The organism is Streptomyces sp. NBC_01255, from assembly GCF_036226445.1.
Lineage (GTDB): Bacteria > Actinomycetota > Actinomycetes > Streptomycetales > Streptomycetaceae > Streptomyces.
Window position 1 is genome coordinate 6,038,351 of record NZ_CP108474.1, and the last position, 16,766, is coordinate 6,055,116.

Below are 16,766 nucleotides of genomic sequence, written 5' to 3' on the forward strand. Positions count from 1 at the left end.
CCTCGCCTAAAATAACGGAATGGTAACGTCACCTACCGATCTACAGGTAAGTGGGTGCACGATGGGGCCATCGGGGTACGTCAACGAGGAGGTACGGCCATGGCGCAGACGACCACGGGCACCAGCGCGGAGACCACCAGGGAGGCGGCCGTCGAAGCGGCGCTCGCCAAGCTCGACCTGGACACCAAGGCCCGGCTGCTCGCCGGCCAGGACATGTGGTCCCTGCCCGCGCTGCCGGAGATCGGGCTGAGCTCCCTGGTCATGTCCGACGGCCCCATCGGCGTCCGCGGCGTCCGCTGGACCGCCGACGACCCGTCCGTCGCCCTGCCGTCCCCGACCGCGCTCGCCGCCGCCTGGGACCCCGCGCTCGCCCGCCGCGCCGGCCGCCTCCTCGCACAGGAGGCCCGCCGCAAGGGCGTCCACGTCCTCCTCGCGCCCACCGTCAACCTGCACCGCACGCCGCTCGGCGGCCGCCACTTCGAGGCGTACAGCGAGGACCCGTACCTTACCGGCGAGATCGGCACCGGCTACGTCCAGGGCGTCCAGGACGGCGGCGTCGGCACCACGGTCAAGCACTTCGTCGGCAACGACGCCGAGACCGACCGCTTCACCGTCGACAACAAGATCGCCGCCCGCCCCCTCCGCGAGGTCTACCTCGCCCCCTTCGAGGCCATCGTCAAGAACGCCCACCCCTGGGGCATCATGACCGCCTACAACCAGGTCAACGGCGTGACGATGACCGAACACCGCTACCTCGTCAACGAGGTCCTGCGCGGCGAGTGGGGCTTCGACGGCTACAACGTCTCCGACTGGATGGCCGCCCGCTCCACCACCGGCGACATCGAGGGCGGCCTCGACGTCGCCATGCCCGGCCCCGTCACCGTCTACGGCGAGGCCCTCGCCGCCGCCGTCCGCGCCGGCGAGGTCGAGGAGTCCACCGTCGACGCGGCCGTACGCAACGTCCTGCGGCTCGCCGCCCGCGTCGGCGCCCTCGAAGGCGCCCCCGCGGCCGTCACCGAGCACCCGGCCGCCATCGACGGCGACGCCCTCGCCCGCGAGATCGCCCGCCGCGGCTTCGTCCTCGTCCGCAACGAGAACGACGCCCTGCCCCTCAGGAGCGGCGCCGTCGCTCTCTCCGGCGCCGCCGCCCGCGACGCCCGCGTCCTCGGCGGCGGCTCCGCCCAGGTCTTCCCCGAGCACATCGTCTCCCCGCTCGCCGGCCTCACCGCCGCCCTGCCCGACGGCGCGCTCACCTTCACCATCGGCGCCGACCCCAGCGACGAACTCGCCCCCGCCGATCAGGGCTTCACCCTCCGCGCGCGCTGCCGTGACTCCGAGGGCCGGGTCCTCGGCGAGGGCTCCCTGCCCAACGGCCAGGTCCAGTGGATCGGCGACGACCTGCCCGCCGGTGTCACCCACGAGGAGCTCGCCTCCATCGAGGTCCTCGGCACCTTCACCCCGCGCGAGTCCGGTGAGCACGCCTTCGGCACCCGCGGCCTCGGCGCCTTCACCCTCGCGGTCGGCGGCGTCACCGTCTTCGACGGCGTCCAGGTGATGGGCCCCGAGAGCGACCCCTTCGAGGCCTTCTTCGGCTCCCCGGTCGAGCGCGCCAAGGTCGCCCTCACCGCGGGCGAGACCGTCGAGGTCTCCCTGCGTCACACCCTGAGCAAGGAGTTCGCGGCCCCGCTGTCGGCCGTCATGTTCTCCTTCGTCCACCTCGGTCCGCGCCGTGACCCCGACGAACTGATCACCGAAGCCGTCGAGGCCGCCCGCGCCGCCGACACCGCCGTCGTGGTCGTCGCCACCACCGAGCGCGTCGAGTCCGAGGGCTTCGACCGCAAGGACCTCGCCCTCCCCGGCCGCCAGGACGACCTCGTACGGGCCGTCGCCGCCGCCAACCCGAACACCGTCGTCGTCGTCAACGCCGGCTCCCCGGTCGAGATGCCGTGGCGCGAGGACGTGGCCGCGATCCTGCTCAGCTGGTTCCCCGGCCAGGAGGGCGGCGACGCCCTCGCCGACGTCCTCACCGGCGCCGAGGAGCCCGGCGGCCGCCTCCCCACCACCTGGCCCGCCGCCCTCGCCGACGTCCCCGTCACCGAGGTCACGCCCACCGAGGGCGTACTCGACTACACCGAGGGCGTCTTCATCGGCTACCGCGCCTGGGACAAGTCCGGCGCCGTCCCCGCGTACGCCTTCGGCCACGGCCTCGGCTACACCACCTGGTCGTACGACTCCCTGACCGCCGCCCCCGAGACGGTCACCGTCCGGCTCACCAACACCGGCGACCGCACCGGCCGCGAGGTCGTCCAGATCTACCTGGCGCCCGCCGCCACTGTGCCGATGGGCGCGCAGAGCGCGACCCACGACCGTCCGGTGCGCTGGCTGGCCGCCTTCGCGAGCGTCGAGGCCGCACCCGGCGAGACCGTCGAGACCGAGATCGCGCTGCCCCGCCGCGCCTTCGAGATCTGGGACGAGGAGAAGAACGACTGGGCGTTCGTCCCCGGCATGTACGAGGTCGTGGCCGCGCACTCCCTCACGGACGCGCGCCTGACCGCCACCCTGGAGATCTGACCGCGCGATCCCCACGACCGGGCCCCGGGACGGAACCTGACAACCGTCCCGGGGCCCCTCACTCCTTCGTGATCCGCCGGTACGCGAGCTCCGCGAGCCGCGCCTGGCCGTCCCTGCTCGGATGGAACCAGTCCCACGGGCTCAACTGCCCACCGCCGAAACGGAAACCGAAGACCGCCCCGCCGTCGTACCGGCAGCGCTCGTCCTCGGCGCAGACCTCCTCCAGGACCCTGTTGTACGCCACCACCCGCTCCCGCACCGCCGTCCGCCGCCGCTCCGCCGCCGGACCCAGGTCCTCCGCGTCGGCCAGCATCGAGCCGCAGATCCCCAGCTTCCACACCTTCAGACCCGCCGGGCTCAGCCGCCCCGTCGACCACAGGTGCTTCAGGTCCGGCACGCTCGACACGTACACCTGCGCCTTCGGCGCGCCCGCCCGCAGCCGGGCGAGCGCCGTCTCGAAGGAGAAGCGGAAGTCGGCCACCGGGGTCATGAGTTCCGGCGTGGGCCGGCAGGCGTCGTTGGCGCCCATCATCACCGTCACGAGCTCCGGACTCTCGGCCGCCGCCCCCGCCATCTGCTCCGGCAGCTCCGCCATCCGCGCACCCGTCCGCGCCAGGTTCCAGCTGCGGGCGGCCACCTTCTCCGGCCCGAGCAGCCGCAGCGCCAGGCTGTTGACGGCCCTGTCCGTCCCGGTCGCCCAGGACACCTCGGGGCAGTCGGCGAGGACCGCGCAGGCGTCGAAGGCGCGGGTGACGGAATCGCCGACGGCGGCGACGGAGCCGGGGGAGACGTCCCAGAGGGACGTCGGACTCGGCGTGGGCTTCGGAGTGGTCCGGGCCGGAACCGGAGCCGCCGCGTCAGGTCCCCCGGCCGTACAGCCGAAGAGCACCCCCGCGCACAACAGCGCCGCCGTGGCACGGAAAGTGACACGGCGTGCGGTACGGAATGTGCGTCGACCGCGCATCCTCGGCCCCTCCTTCGGCGTCCTGCCGGGTGAAAGGTTCGTGTCCACCGGCTCCCGGACCGACCGTACGTCACACCGATGACGGTGCGGCACGGTAGCTTTTCCCCCGTCGAACCAGAGGCGCCTTCGCCGACGGGCTCCGGTAAATTACCTCACGTCACATGCTGTCCCCTTTTTGAGGGTTTGCGACGTTTTACTCCCGGATGCTGTTAACTGAGGCCGCTGGGAAGGCGAACCTCGTCCCACACTGGAGGTCCCGGTGACGACACGTGGAGTCCTGTACGTACACTCCGCACCGCGCGCGCTGTGCCCGCACGTCGAATGGGCGGTCGCGGGTGTCCTCGGTGGGCGGGTCCAGCTCGACTGGATCCGCCAGCCGGCGTCCCCCGGCACCTGGAGAGCCGAGTTCTCCTGGAAGGGGCAGACCGGCACCGCCTCCAGACTCGCCTCCGCGCTGCGCGGCTGGCAGATGCTCCGCTTCGAGGTGACCGCGGAACCCTGCCCCACCGCCGAGGGCGAGCGCTACAGCGCCACCCCCGACCTGGGGATCTTCCACGCCGTCACCGGCATGCACGGGGACATTTTGATCCCCGAGGACCGGCTGCGGGCCGCCCTGGCGCGCTCCCTCCAGGGCGAGACGAAGCTGGAGGCCGAGGTCGCCAAACTCCTCGGCAAGCCCTGGGACGACGAACTGGAACCCTTCCGGTACGCGGGCGAGGGCGCCCCGGTCCGCTGGCTTCACCAAGTCGTCTGATGGGCTTCACCGGCGCGTTGTAGATTCCGCCCGGGCGTGCAGGGGGCACGCCGGGCGGGAGAGAAGTGACACCTGAACACAGAGGGCCGACCACGGCCGTCGCCACGCTGTCGGGGGCCGCGTTCGGCGCGGCGGCGGTGCTCCTCGGGGCGGGCGTCGTCGCCGCCGACTGGCCGACGGGCTGGGCGGCGGTGGTGTGCGCGCTGGTTCTCACCGCCGTGGGGGTGACCGTCCGCGCGGCGGGAAGCCGTACGGAGCCGGCGGCCGCGAGCTCGGGTACGCCAGGCGCCGAGCCGGAGGACGCGGTACCGGGTGACGGCCCGAGCCTCGACAAGACCACCACGACCGCGCCGGTCGCCGCCTCCCGGGGCCGGTCCTCTCTCGTGGCAGCCGCCGTCGTCTGGGCCCTCGCCGTCCTCGCCGGCGGCATCTGGGCGGCCACGTCCGGGGGCGACGAGGGTGGCGAAGAGGCGTCGAAGGGCGGAGCGCCCGCGGTCTCGACCTCGGTCGCGCCGTCGACCTCCGCCTCGACCTCTGCCTCGACGTCCACCTCGGATTCGGCCCTCGACCGGACACCGGCCGTCGCCTGGACGGTCCCCGCCACCGGCCCGCGGGGCGACACGGGAATCGGCTTCTGGGGCCTCGGCTCCACCGTCGCCCAGGGGCGGGTCGACGGACTCTTCGCGTACGACGGTGCCCACGGCACCGTCAGATGGAGCGTGCCCGCACCCACCCGCGAGGCCCTGTGCGCGATGAGTCCGGACATCGGAGAGGGCGTCGGGCTCGTCGCGCACGGCCGGCACGAGAAGCCCTGCTCGACCCTGCTCGCGGTCCGCACCTCCGACGGCAAGGTCATGTGGCAGCGGAAGCTCGGCGGAAAGGGCCTCGTCAAGGACGCGCTCGCCGTCGGCGGCACCACCGCCGTCACCGCCGAGGACGGAGCCGTACGGGCCCGCTCCGCCGAGTCCGGCGAGCAGCGCTGGCAGCGGGCGCACCCCAGGGGGTGCAAGGCCCTGGCGCTCGATGCCGACGCCACCCGCACCCTCCTCGTCGAGCAGTGCGGCAAGGGCGCGCGGCTCCTCGCCCTGGACACCCGTACCGGCGCCCAGCGGTGGAGCCGGGACCTGCCCGTCGAGTCGGCGGCCACCGCGGCGGTCGTCTCCGTCTCCCCGGTGGTCGTCGCGGTCGACGAGGCGGACGCCCGCGGCACCCAGGCCTTCCTGGGCTTCGACGACAAGGGAGTCCCGACCGTGACGGTGCCGCTCAGCGGGCCCGAGGGCATCCTGTCCGCCCCCGGGGACGTGGGCGACGGCCGCACCGTCCGGCCTGTCGTACGCGACGGCCTCCTCGTCACCTTCGCCGAGAGCGCCGCGACGACGCCGAACCGGCTCGTCGCGTACGCCCTGAAGGACGGCCGGCCGGCGTGGGTGCACAAGGACGACGGCCAGTTGATGGCCTTCGCCGCCGCGCCCGGCGGCCGCGTCGCCTACCTGGACTACAGCTCGAAGGTCACCGTCCTCGACGGCACCACGGGCACGGTCCACATGGTCCTGGAGCCCGACCCGGCCGGGCGGGCGGACATCTCCATCGAGCCGGAGCTCGTCGCCGTCCCCGGCGGCCACGTCGTCCTCAACCAGATCCTGGTCGCGGGCGAACCGGCTGCGCTCGCCCTGCGCTGACCCGGACCACGACGAAGGCCCGCCCCCGGTGCCGGGGGCGGGCCTTCGTCGTCAGGCGTGGATCAGGCGTGACGTCAGATCGTGCGGAACGCCAGGACCACGTTGTGGCCGCCGAAGCCGAAGCTGTTGTTGATCGCGGCGATCGTGCCCTGGGGGAGCTCGCGGGGCTCGCCGCGGACGATGTCCGCGTCGACCTCGGGGTCCAGGTCGTCGAGGTTGATCGTCGGCGGGGCCAGGCGGTTGTGGAGCGCCAGGACCGTCGCGACGGTCTCGATGCCGCCCGCGCCGCCCAGGAGGTGACCGGTCATCGACTTGGTCGCGGAGATCGCGACGTGGTCGAGGTCGTCGCCCAGGACCTTCCGCAGCGCCTTGATCTCGGCGACGTCACCCTGCGGCGTCGACGTGGCGTGCGCGTTGAGGTGGACGACCTCGGACGGCTTGAGGTCCGTCGAGTCGAGCAGGTTCTGCATCGCGGCGGCGATGCCCCGGCCGGTCGGCTCGGGCTGCGCGATGTGGTGGCTGTCGGCCGACAGGCCCTGGCCGAGGACCTCGCAGTAGATGCGCGCGCCGCGCGCCTTCGCGTGCTCCTCGGACTCCAGGATCACGACGCCCGCGCCCTCGCCGAGGACGAAGCCGTCCCGGCCGGTGTCGTACGGACGCGAGGCCTTCGTCGGCTCGTCGTTGCTCTTGGACATCGCCATCATGTTGGCGAAGGCGGCGATCGGCAGCGGGTGGATCGCGGCCTCGGTACCGCCGGCCACGACCACGTCGGCCCGGCCGGTACGGATCATCTCGACGGCGTAGCCGATCGCCTCGGCACCCGACGCGCACGCGGAGACCGGGGTGTGGACGCCCGCCCGGGCGTTCACCTCCAGACCCACGTTGGCGGAGGGGCTGTTCGGCATGAGCATGGGCACGGTGTGCGGGGAGACGCGGCGAACGCCCTTCTCCTTCAGCACGTCGTACTGGTCGAGCAGCGTGGTGACACCGCCGATGCCGGAGGCGATGACGGAACCGAGCCGCTCGGGCGCGATCTTGTCGTCCTCGCCGGCGGGGGCGGTGTAGCCCGCGTCGGCCCAGGCCTCGCGGGCCGCGATCAGCGCGAACTGCGCCGAGCGGTCCAGCTTGCGGGCGAGCGGGCGGGGCAGGACGTCGCCGGGGTCGACGGCGGCGGTCGCGGCGATCTGGACGGGCAGCTCCGCGAAGCGCTCGCCCTCCAGGGGCCTGACGCCGGAGCGCCCCGCGAGAAGACCTTCCCAGGTCGACGCGGAGTCGCCACCCAGCGGTGTGGTTGCGCCGATACCGGTAACGACCACGGTGCGATTGGTCGAGCTCACAGGAATTCGTTCTCCATGTGTGTGATGGTCGGAATACGGCGCCACCGCCGGGTGGCGGACCGAGTCAGCAGGGGCTGATTCAGACCTTCGAGATGCCGCCGGTCTGGTTCTTCAGGATGTAGTCGGCAGCGTCGCCGACCGTCTTGAGGTTCTTGACGTCCTCGTCCGGGATCTTGACCTCGAAGCGCTCTTCGGCGGCGACGACGACCTCGACCATGGACAGGGAGTCGACGTCCAGGTCGTCGGTGAAGGACTTGTCCAGCTGGACGTCCTCGGTCGGGATGCCGGCGATCTCGTTGACGATCTCGGCGAGACCCTCGACGACCTGCTCCTGGGTGAAGGCCATGGTGGCGCTCCTTCTGTGATTGCTTCGGTAAAAGGGCTTCCGGAAGGATCCGGGTGCCTAGGGGAGGGTAACGACCGTCGCGGCGTAGACGAGACCCGCCCCGAAGCCGATGACGAGCGCGGTGTCGCCGCTCTTCGCCTTCCCGGTCGCCAGGAGCCGCTCCATCGCGAGCGGGATCGAGGCGGCCGAGGTGTTGCCGGTGGTCTCCACGTCACGGGCGACCGTGACGTGCTCCGGCAGCTTCAGAGTCTTCACCATCGAGTCGATGATCCGCATGTTCGCCTGGTGCGGGATGAAGACGTCCAGGTCGTCCGCCGTGATGCCGGCGGCGTCCAGTGCCTGCTGGGCGACCTTCGCCATCTCGAAGACGGCCCAGCGGAAGACCGCCTGGCCCTCCTGCGTGATGGCGGGGAACTTGATCTCGCCGGCCTCGTTGAGGGGCAGCTTCGAGACGTCGCCGACGTGGAACTCGTTCCACGGCACGGTCTGCTTGATCGTCTCGGACTTGTCGCCCTCGGAGCCCCAGACGGTCGGGCCGATGTGCGGCTCGTCCGAGGGGCCGACGATCACGGCACCGGCGCCGTCGCCGAACAGGAAGGCCGTCGCGCGGTCCTCCAGATCCGTCAGGTCGCTGAGCCGCTCGACGCCGATGACGAGGACGTACTCCGCGGAACCCTCGACGATCATGCCCTTGGCGAGCGTCAGGCCGTAGCCGAAGCCCGCGCAGCCGGCGGAGATGTCGAACGCGGCCGGCTTGCCGGCGCCGATCTTGTCGGCGATCTCGGTGGCGACGGCCGGGGTCTGCTTGAAGTGCGAGACCGTGGAGACGATCACGGCGCCGATCTGCTCGGGGGTGATCCCGGCGTCGGCGATGGCCTTGCCGGAGGCCTCCACCGACATGGCGGCGACGGTCTCCTCGGGCGAGGCCCAGTGGCGGGTGGCGATACCGGAGCGCGAGCGGATCCACTCGTCGGACGAGTCGATCGTCTCGAGGATCACCTCGTTCGGCACGACCCGGGTCGGGCGGTAGCCGCCGACACCCAGGATCCGCGCGTACGGGGCGCCCTTGCTGGGCTTGATCTTCGACATGCTTCTCGACACTCCTTCTCAGACGGCCGCGTGCTGGGCGATGAGCGTACGGGCCGCGTCGAGGTCGTCGGGGGTCTTGAGGGCGACCGTGGCCACGCCCGGCAGGGCGCGCTTGGCGATGCCGGTGAGGGTGCCGCCGGGGCACACCTCGATCAGGGCGGTCGCGCCGAGCTCCTGGAAGGTCTCCATGCACAGGTCCCAGCGGACCGGGTTCGCGACCTGGCCGACCAGGCGCGCGAGGACCTCGGCGCCGGTGGCGACGGTCCGCCCGTCCTTGTTGGAGACGTACGTCACGGCCGGGTCCGCCGGGGACAGCTCGGCGGCCGCCTCCTCCAGCTTCGCCACCGCGGGCGCCATGTGGTGTGTGTGGAACGCGCCGGCGACCTTGAGCGCCACGACCCGGCGCACGCCCTCCGGCTTGTCCGCGTCCAGGGCGGCCAGCTGCTCCAGCGTGCCGGCGGCCACGATCTGGCCCGCGCCGTTCACGTTGGCCGCGGTCAGACCGAGCTTCTCCAGGTGCGGGACGGTCACCTCGGGGTCGCCGCCGAGCAGCGCCGACATACCGGTCGCGGTGACCGCGGCGGCCTCGGCCATCGCGAGACCACGGGTGCGTACGAGACGCAGCACGGCGGTGTCGTCGAGGACGCCCGCGAACGCGGCGGCGGTGAACTCGCCGACGCTGTGACCGGCGACGGCGCCGGGCGCTACGTCACCGAGGGCCGCGGCCGAGAGCAGGCCGGCGGCGACGAGCAGCGGCTGCGCCACGGCGGTGTCACGGATCTCGTCCGCGTCGGCCTTCGTGCCGTAGTGGACGAGGTCGAGCCCGATGGCCTCGGACCACGCCGCGATGCGGTCGGAGGCACCGGGGAGTTCGAGCCAGGGAGTCAGGAAGCCGGGCGTCTGAGCGCCTTGGCCGGGAGCGACGAGTACGAGCACCCTCACACTCTCTCTTGCGGACGGCTCCCGGCGCCCGTGAGGACAAGGACGAAGAACCGTCGGGGGAATTGTTGGTCTTCGACAAAAGTCTAGGACTGGGTATCCCCGTCGGCCAAGCGCCCCAGAATGAGTGCGATCCGCAGCGTGAACGCCGAGCGGACATCAGAGGGTGACCAGCCGGTGACGTCGGTCACACGTCGAAGCCGGTAGCGCACGGTGTTGGGGTGCACGAACAACATCCGCGCCGCGCCTTCGAGGCTGCTCGCCTGCTCCAGGTAGACGCTCAGCGTCTCCAGGAGCGCCGAGCCCGCCTCCTCCAGCGGTCTGTAGATCTCCTCCACCAGCTGGTCGCGGGCCGAAGGGTCGGAGGCGATGGCGCGCTCCGGGAGGAGATCGTCCGCCAGGACCGGCCGGGGCGCGTCCTGCCAGGCGGTGCAGGCCTTGAGACCGGCCGCCGCGGCCTGCGCGGAGCGGGTCGCCGCCAGCAGGTCGGGGACGACGGGACCGGCCACGACCGGCCCCTGCGCGTACGGGCCGATCAGCGACTTCGCCACGGCGAGCGGATTGTCGTTGCCGCCGGCGATGACGACGAGCCGGTCGCCGAGGACACCGGTGAGGACCTGGAGCTTGGCGTGCCGGGCGGCCCGCCGGATCGCCTCCACGGTCAGCTCGCTGTCCCCGTCGGGGGCGGTGCCGAGGATCACGCAGACATGGTCCGGCGAGTTCCAGCCGAGGGCGGCGGCCCGGGAGACGGCACCCTCGTCGGCCTCGCCGGAGAGCACCGCGTTCACCACGAGCGACTCCAGGCGCGCGTCCCACGCGCCCCGGGCCTCGGCGGCCTGCGCGTACACCTGGGCGGTGGCGAAGGCGATCTCCCGGGCGTAGACGAGCAGCGCCTCGCGGAGCACGGACTCGTCGCCGGGGGCGGCGACCTCCTCGATCGCCGACTCCATGACCTCGATCGTGGTGCGGACCATCTCCACGGTCTGGCGCAGGGTGATGGCCCGGGTCAGCTCGCGGGGCGCCGTACCGAAGACGTCCGTCGAGATCGCCTGCGGCGTCTCGGGGTGCCGGAACCACTCGGTGAACGCGGCGATACCGGCCTGGGCGACCAGACCGATCCACGAACGGTTCTCCGGCGGCATCGCCCGGTACCACGGCAGCGTCTCGTCCATGCGGGCGATGGCGCCGGCGGCGAGCCTCCCGGAGGACTGTTCGAGGCGCTTCAGGGTCGCGGCGTGCGGATGAGCGGCGTTCGTGGGTTCTGGCACGGGGACAAGACTGCCTTATCAGGGCGCCGACATGCGGGGGCGGGGCGGATTCGTCCCCCGGCCCGGCCGCCGGGACACCCCCGGGGCCGCACTACCGTGAGTCCCGTGACACGCATCCAGCGGGCAGACGAGCGGTACCCCGGGGGCGACCCGGCGGCGGGGATCGAGACCCGGCACGCCCTCTCCTTCGGGCCGCACTACGACCCCGACAACCTCCGCTTCGGCGCGCTCCTCGCCTGCAACGAGGAGCGGCTCGCGCCCGGCGCGGGCTTCGACGAGCATCCGCACAGCCACACCGAGATCGTCACCTGGGTCGTCGAGGGCGAGCTCACCCACCACGACACGGCCGGTCACACCACGGTCGTCCGCCCCGGCGACCTCCAGCGGCTCGGCTCCGCCGGGGGCGTCCGGCACGTCGAGCGCAACGACGCCGACGTCCCCCTCGTCTTCGTCCAGATGTGGTTCGCGCCGCTGGTGCCGGGCGGGGAGCCCACGTACGAGGTGGTGCGCGCGCTCGACGGGGCGTACGACCTGCCGGGGGCGGACGCGCGGCTGCACGTCCTGCGTACGGCGGCGGGCGAGCACACCGCCGTACCGGCCGCCGACTTCGCGTACGTCCATGTCGTACGCGGCACGGTCCGGCTCGACGGCGACGGCGTCGAGCTCGGCCCCGGCGACGCCGCCCGCATCACCGGTGGCGAAGCGCACACCCTCGTCGCGACGACCGATGCGGAGGCCCTGATCTGGGAGATGCGGGACTGGCGCAAGGCCCTGGGCTGACCCTTCAGGCGAGCGCGCTCTTCGCCTTCCACTGCGCCCAGCTCAGGTTCCACGCCCCGTAGCCGTTGCCCTCCGCGACCGTGCCCTTCGTGTCGCGGCCGGTGATCTCGAAGGGGTCGCCGACGTTCACCTGGGCGTAGAACGACGCGGCGTTCCCGTCGCTCATGCCGATGCAGCCGGAACTCTTGTTGGCCTTGCCGAAGTACGCCGCGTTCCACGGGGCCGCGTGCGCGTACATGCCCGACCAGGTCAGCCGCATCGAGTGGTCGACCATCTTGTCGTAGGCGTCGCCGAGGCCCACCGTCTCCGAGTTCATGTTGATGGTCCCCTCCTTCGCCATCAGGACGGCCGTGCCCCGCCAGGACCGCTTGTCGCCGCCCGGGGTGCCGCCGGAGACCGGGATCGTGCGCACCGCGCGCCCGTCCCGCTCCAGGGTCAGCTTCTGCCGGTCCAGGTCGACCTTGACGACCTGCGCGGCGCCGACGGTGAAGCCGGTCTTGTAGTCCCGTACGAACCAGCCGCCGCCCGAGTCGGTGCCGTCGAGGTCCGCTTCCAGGGTGACCTTCGTGCCCGGCTTCCAGTACTCCCGGGGCCGCCAGTCCGCCCTGTCACGGCCCGAGTAGTCCTTCACCCAGCCCCAGGAGCCCTCGGTGGCGTTCGACGTGGTGACCTTCAGCTGCCGCTCCACGTCCGCCTTCCGCGTCACCGGCAGGTCGAAGACGATCGACAGGGGATGCCCGACGCCCACCGTCGTGTTCTTGCCGGGCGCCAGGGTCAGCTTGTTGACCTCCTTCGGCTCCGGCGTCGCGAAGGAGGACCGGGTGGTGGCCTCCTTGCCGTCGGCGGTAAGGGACGTCACCTCCACCGTGTACGAGGTGCCCGGCACCGCCTTGCGGTCCGACGTCCAGCTCGTCCCGCCCGCCCCCGTACGCCCTGTGAGGACCCCGCCCTCCGCGTCGGCGACCTTCACCGTCGCGAGCGTGCCGCCCGAGGCGGTCACCGAGACCGGCCGGCCGGCCGCCGGATCCACGACCGTCACCTTCGCCGGGGACGCCGCCGATGCCGGGGCCCCCGTCTTCGACGGGCCGGGGCCGCTCGCCGCCTGGGCGGAGCAGGCGGTGAGCGAGACGCCCAGCGCCACGGCCGCGAGCACGGAACGGGACGGGCGGGACGGGCGGGACGGGCGAGGCGGCGAGGTGCGCATCGGCGAGGACGTGCGTATCGGCAGCACGGAAGACCTCCGCGTGAGGGAAGAAGGTGGGATGTTCCGGACTGTAGGCCGCCCGGCCGTCCCGCGGGCCGCCGGAGGCCCGTATGACAAGGCCTGCGGCGGAACGGTCACCGTCCGGTCACAATGACCGTGCGCTTCCGTCGAATTCGGCTGTGAGCCTGCTGTGCGCCCCACCACCGAGGGGCGGAACCAGGAGGCTCCCGTTGTGTCAGCGCTGCTCGTGACGGCCGCACCCACCGACCGCCGCGCCCCCGCGGGCCCGGTCAGGCTCGGCCCAGTGACCCCCGAGACGTACCGCGCGTTCCTCGCCTCCCGCGCCACCGGCGCGGACGGACCCAGCTTCCTCCAACTCCCCTCCTGGGCCCAGGTGAAGGACGGATGGGGCCACCAACTCGTCGGCTGGGGACCGGAGTCCGGCGAGCTCACCGGCGTCGCCCTCGTCCTGCTCCGCCAGTTCCCCGGCACCCGCAAGTACTTCGCCTACCTCCCCGAGGGGCCCGTCGCCGACTGGTCCGACCCCGACATGGACGGCTGGCTCGCCCCGCTCCTCGCGCACCTCCGCTCCTCCGGCGTCTTCGCCGTCCGCATGGGCCCCGGGCCCGCCTACCGCCGCTGGAGCGCCGCCACCGCCAAGGCCGCCACCGGCCCCGGCCGCCGCCTCGCCGACGTCCTCGCCGACGAGGTCGACCCGCTCGGCACCGTCGTCGCCGAACGCCTCCGCGCCCGCGGCTGGCGCAAGTGCGGCGGCGACTCCGAGAACGGCGCCGACGCCCAGCCCCGGCACGTCTTCCAGGTCCCGCTCGCCGGCCGCTCCACCGACGACCTCTGGTCGGGCCTCAACCAGGAATGGCGGCGCAACGTCCGCAAGGCCGGCAAGTCCGGCGTGGAGATCACCATCGGCTCCGCCGCCGACCTGCCCGAGTTCTACCGGCTGCTCCGCATCACCGAGGAGCGCGACGGCTTCCGGCTCGGCCGCTCCCTCGCCTACTACGAGCGCCAGTACGCCGTCCTCAACGCCGAACAGCCCGGCCGCATGCGGCTCTACCTCGCCCGCCACGAGGGCGAGATACTCGCGGCCCACACCATGCTCACCGTCGGCGCCCGCGTCTGGTACCAGACCGGCGCCTCCGCCGACCACCGCCGCGAGGTCCGCCCCTCCAACGCCCTCCAGTGGCGCATGATGCTCGACGCCCACGCCCTCGGCGCCGCCGTCTACGATCTTCGCGGGGTACCCTCCACCCTCGATCCGGGCGACCGCGCCCACGGGCTCCTGCGCTGGAAGCTCGGCACGGGCGGACAGGTCGTCGAAACGCTGGGGGAGTGGGAGATTCCGATGCACGGCACGACCAACCAGGCGCTGTTCCGCGCCTTCCAGGCATATCTGGCCCGCCGGTGACGAGCCCCGCCGCCACGCTCACCGCAGAGCGCCCGAAGACGAAGGCCCCCTCCACGCTCCGCAGCGGCGCGCTCATGGCGGCCGGCTCGCTCGTCTCCCGCGTCACCGGCTTCGTCCGGGCCTCCTTCGTCGCCGCCGCGCTCGGCGCGGGCTTCGTCGCCGACGGCTACGCGATGGGCAACTCCCTCCCCACCATCGTCTACATGCTGCTCCTCGGCGGCGCCCTCAACGCCGTCTTCGTCCCCGAACTGGTCAAGGCCGCAAAGGAGCACGAGGACGGCGGAGTCGCCTACACCGACCGGCTCCTGACCCTCTGCGCGCTCGCCCTCACCGTCCTCACGGCGGCCGCCGTGTTCGCGGCGCCGCTGATCGTCGACCTGTACACCGACTACACCGGTGCGCAGCGGGAGATGACGGTCGCCTTCGCCCAGGCCTGCCTCCCGCAGATCCTCTTCCTCGGCCTCTTCACCCTCCTCGGTCAGGTCCTCAACGCCCGCGGCCGGTTCGGCGCCATGATGTGGACCCCGGTCCTCAACAACGTGGTCCTCGTCGCCGTCTTCGGCCTCTTCCTCGTCGTCAGCGACGGCGGGGAGCTCACCTCCGGCGAGACCGCCCTCCTCGGCTGGGGCACCACCGCCGGCATCGCCGTCCAGGCCCTCGCCCTCGTGCCCTCGCTGCGCGCCGCCGGCTTCCGCTGGCGCCCCCGCCTCGACTTCCGCGGCAGCGGCCTCGCCGCGCCGCTGCGCGCCGCCGGCTGGCTCGTGCTGCTGGTCCTCACCAACCAGGGCGCGTACTGGGTGACCACCTGGGTCGCCACCTCCGCCGGGTCCGACACCTCGGGCGGCGGCGGCCTCGCCGCGTACAACAACGCCTATCTGCTCTGGACCGTCCCGCACGGCATCATCACCGTCTCCCTCGTCACCGCGCTGCTGCCCCGGATGAGCGGCGCCGCCGCCGACGGCGACCTCGCGGGCGTCCGCCGGGACATCGCGTACGCGCAGCGGACCAGCGCGGCGGCGGTCGTCCCGGCGGCCTGCGCGCTCCTCGCCCTCGCCGTCCCGCTGATGACCGTGGTCTTCCGGTACGGGGCGACCGACGGCGACGACATCCGCGCGATGTCCTGGATCCTGATGGCCTTCGCGCCCGGCCTCGTCGCCCTCTCCGGCCAGTACGTGTGCACCCGCGCCTTCTACGCCCTGCGCGACACCCGGACGCCGTTCCTCCTCAATCTGGTGATCGCCGGCCTCAACGCCGGGCTCTCCCTCGCCGCGTACCACTACCTCCCGACGCACTGGGCCGTCGTGGGCATCGCCGCGGGCTACTCGCTCGCCCTGTGGGCCGGCTGGGCCCTCACCGCGTACGTCCTCGGGCGCCGGCTGCGGGGCACCGTGGGCCAGGCAGCCCCCGGGGAGAGCGGCGGCGCGGGCTCCGCGCTCGCGCGGCTCCTCGTCGCCGCCGTGCCCGCCGCCGGATACGGCCTGTTCGTCGCCGATCTGACCGGCCTGACCGGCTTGACCGGCGCGGCCGGTGCCGTCGTCGCGGGGCTCGCGGGCGGCCTCGCCGTCCTCACCGTCTTCGCCCTGCTCGCCCGCCCCCTCCGCCTCGTCGAGGTGCAGGCCCTCCTCACGACCGGCACCACCCGCGTCCGCGCCCTCGCGCGCAGGGCCGCCTGACCTCACCGCCCCCTCCCACGGGAGGGCCCGAACGATCCTGGGATACTCCACAGATGCCCCGCGTGCTCCTCATAGAAGACGACCCCTCCGTCCGCGAGGGCGTCGAGCTCGGGCTGCGCCGCCGCGGGCACGAGGTGCGGACCGCGGCCACCGGGGAGGCGGGGCTCGCCGCCCTCGGGGAGTTCCGGCCGGACCTGCTCCTCCTCGACCTGATGCTCCCCGGCATGAACGGCGTCCAGGTCTGCCACCGGGTCCGGGAGAGCAGCCAGCTGCCGATCATCATGCTCACCGCCCGCGGCGACGACTTCGACGTCGTCATCGGCCTGGAGGCCGGCGCCGACGACTACATCGTCAAGCCCGCCCGTACCGAGGTCATCGAGGCGCGGATACGGGCCGTGCTGCGGCGGATCGAGGAGCCCGGCGCGGGCCGCCCGGGTGTCGAGTTCCACGGGCAGCTCGCCGTCGACCGGGCCGGGCTCACCGTCGCCAAGGCGGGGGAGCGGCTCGCCCTCGCCCCCTCCGAGCTGAAGCTGCTGCTCCACCTCACGGCCGCCCCCGAGCAGGTCTTCAGCCGGCAGCAGCTCCTCGAACACGTCTGGGAGCACAGCTACCACGGCGACGCCCGCCTGGTGGACGCCTGCGTCCGGCGCCTGCGCAACAAGATCGAGGACACCCCGGGCGAACCCCGCTACATCCAGACCCTGCGCGGCTTCGGCTACCGCTTCGGGCCCCTGTGAAG

General features: G+C 72.8%; 14 protein-coding genes. 7 read left to right on the plus strand and 7 right to left on the minus strand.

What is annotated here, in order from left to right; genetic code table 11:
• The first annotated feature begins 99 nt into the window (after positions 1–99).
• A complete protein-coding gene (locus tag OG357_RS27330) occupies positions 100–2,571 on the plus strand; it encodes a glycoside hydrolase family 3 protein (protein ID WP_329623671.1) in 2,472 nt (823 codons plus the stop codon).
• Positions 2,572–2,629: 58 nt separating this feature from the next.
• Here the strand turns inward: OG357_RS27330 and OG357_RS27335 are convergent, their stop codons facing one another.
• Complete coding sequence (locus tag OG357_RS27335) at positions 2,630–3,535, minus strand: SGNH/GDSL hydrolase family protein (protein ID WP_329623672.1); 906 nt, start codon at positions 3,533–3,535, stop codon at positions 2,630–2,632.
• Between the two features lie 259 nt (positions 3,536–3,794).
• Between OG357_RS27335 and OG357_RS27340 the strand changes: the two genes are divergently transcribed.
• Both OG357_RS27340 and OG357_RS27345 read left to right on the plus strand, forming a co-directional pair.
• Entirely contained in the window at positions 3,795–4,289 is a 495-nt protein-coding gene (locus OG357_RS27340) for a DUF3145 domain-containing protein (RefSeq protein WP_329623673.1), read from the plus strand.
• Between the two features lie 65 nt (positions 4,290–4,354).
• The gene (locus OG357_RS27345) at positions 4,355–5,968 is read left to right on the plus strand and encodes an outer membrane protein assembly factor BamB family protein (protein WP_329623674.1); all 1,614 of its coding nucleotides are present in this window, start codon (positions 4,355–4,357) and stop codon (positions 5,966–5,968) included.
• Between the two features lie 74 nt (positions 5,969–6,042).
• Here the strand turns inward: OG357_RS27345 and fabF are convergent, their stop codons facing one another.
• From fabF to fasR, 5 genes are all read right to left on the minus strand, one after another.
• Positions 6,043–7,305: a beta-ketoacyl-ACP synthase II gene (gene fabF / locus OG357_RS27350; RefSeq protein WP_329623675.1), complete on the minus strand. Its 1,263-nt coding sequence runs from the start codon at positions 7,303–7,305 to the stop codon at positions 6,043–6,045.
• Between the two features lie 79 nt (positions 7,306–7,384).
• Positions 7,385–7,651, minus strand: coding sequence for an acyl carrier protein (locus OG357_RS27355; protein ID WP_329623676.1), 267 nt, complete (start codon positions 7,649–7,651; stop codon positions 7,385–7,387).
• A 57-nt stretch (positions 7,652–7,708) separates the two neighbouring features.
• Positions 7,709–8,740, minus strand: a complete 1,032-nt coding sequence (locus tag OG357_RS27360; protein ID WP_329623677.1) for a ketoacyl-ACP synthase III — start codon at positions 8,738–8,740, stop codon at positions 7,709–7,711.
• Positions 8,741–8,758: 18 nt separating this feature from the next.
• Positions 8,759–9,676, minus strand: coding sequence for an ACP S-malonyltransferase (locus OG357_RS27365; RefSeq protein ID WP_329623678.1), 918 nt, complete (start codon positions 9,674–9,676; stop codon positions 8,759–8,761).
• A gap of 89 nt (positions 9,677–9,765) precedes the next feature.
• Positions 9,766–10,947 carry a fatty acid biosynthesis transcriptional regulator FasR gene (gene fasR, locus OG357_RS27370; protein ID WP_329623679.1) on the minus strand — a complete coding sequence of 394 codons (1,182 nt, stop codon included), beginning with the start codon at positions 10,945–10,947 and terminating at the stop codon, positions 9,766–9,768.
• A gap of 105 nt (positions 10,948–11,052) precedes the next feature.
• Between fasR and OG357_RS27375 the strand changes: the two genes are divergently transcribed.
• A complete protein-coding gene (locus OG357_RS27375) occupies positions 11,053–11,727 on the plus strand; it encodes a pirin family protein (RefSeq protein ID WP_329623680.1) in 675 nt (224 codons plus the stop codon).
• Between the two features lie 4 nt (positions 11,728–11,731).
• Here the strand turns inward: OG357_RS27375 and OG357_RS27380 are convergent, their stop codons facing one another.
• Complete coding sequence (locus OG357_RS27380) at positions 11,732–12,931, minus strand: L,D-transpeptidase (protein WP_329625709.1); 1,200 nt, start codon at positions 12,929–12,931, stop codon at positions 11,732–11,734.
• A gap of 232 nt (positions 12,932–13,163) precedes the next feature.
• On the opposite strand from OG357_RS27380, the gene OG357_RS27385 reads away from it, so the two are divergent.
• Genes OG357_RS27385 through OG357_RS27395 form a run of 3 tightly spaced genes read left to right on the plus strand, consistent with a single transcriptional unit; the run spans position 13,164 to position 16,764 of the window.
• Positions 13,164–14,354, plus strand: a complete 1,191-nt coding sequence (locus OG357_RS27385; protein ID WP_329623681.1) for a lipid II:glycine glycyltransferase FemX — start codon at positions 13,164–13,166, stop codon at positions 14,352–14,354.
• On the plus strand, positions 14,351–16,027 hold the full coding sequence (gene murJ / locus OG357_RS27390; RefSeq protein WP_329623682.1) for a murein biosynthesis integral membrane protein MurJ: 1,677 nt from the start codon (positions 14,351–14,353) through the stop codon (positions 16,025–16,027). Before OG357_RS27385 ends, murJ begins: the two co-directional genes overlap by 4 nt.
• Before the next feature lie 53 nt (positions 16,028–16,080).
• Positions 16,081–16,764, plus strand: coding sequence for a response regulator transcription factor (locus tag OG357_RS27395; RefSeq protein WP_055643751.1), 684 nt, complete (start codon positions 16,081–16,083; stop codon positions 16,762–16,764).
• Positions 16,765–16,766: the final 2 nt, after the last annotated feature.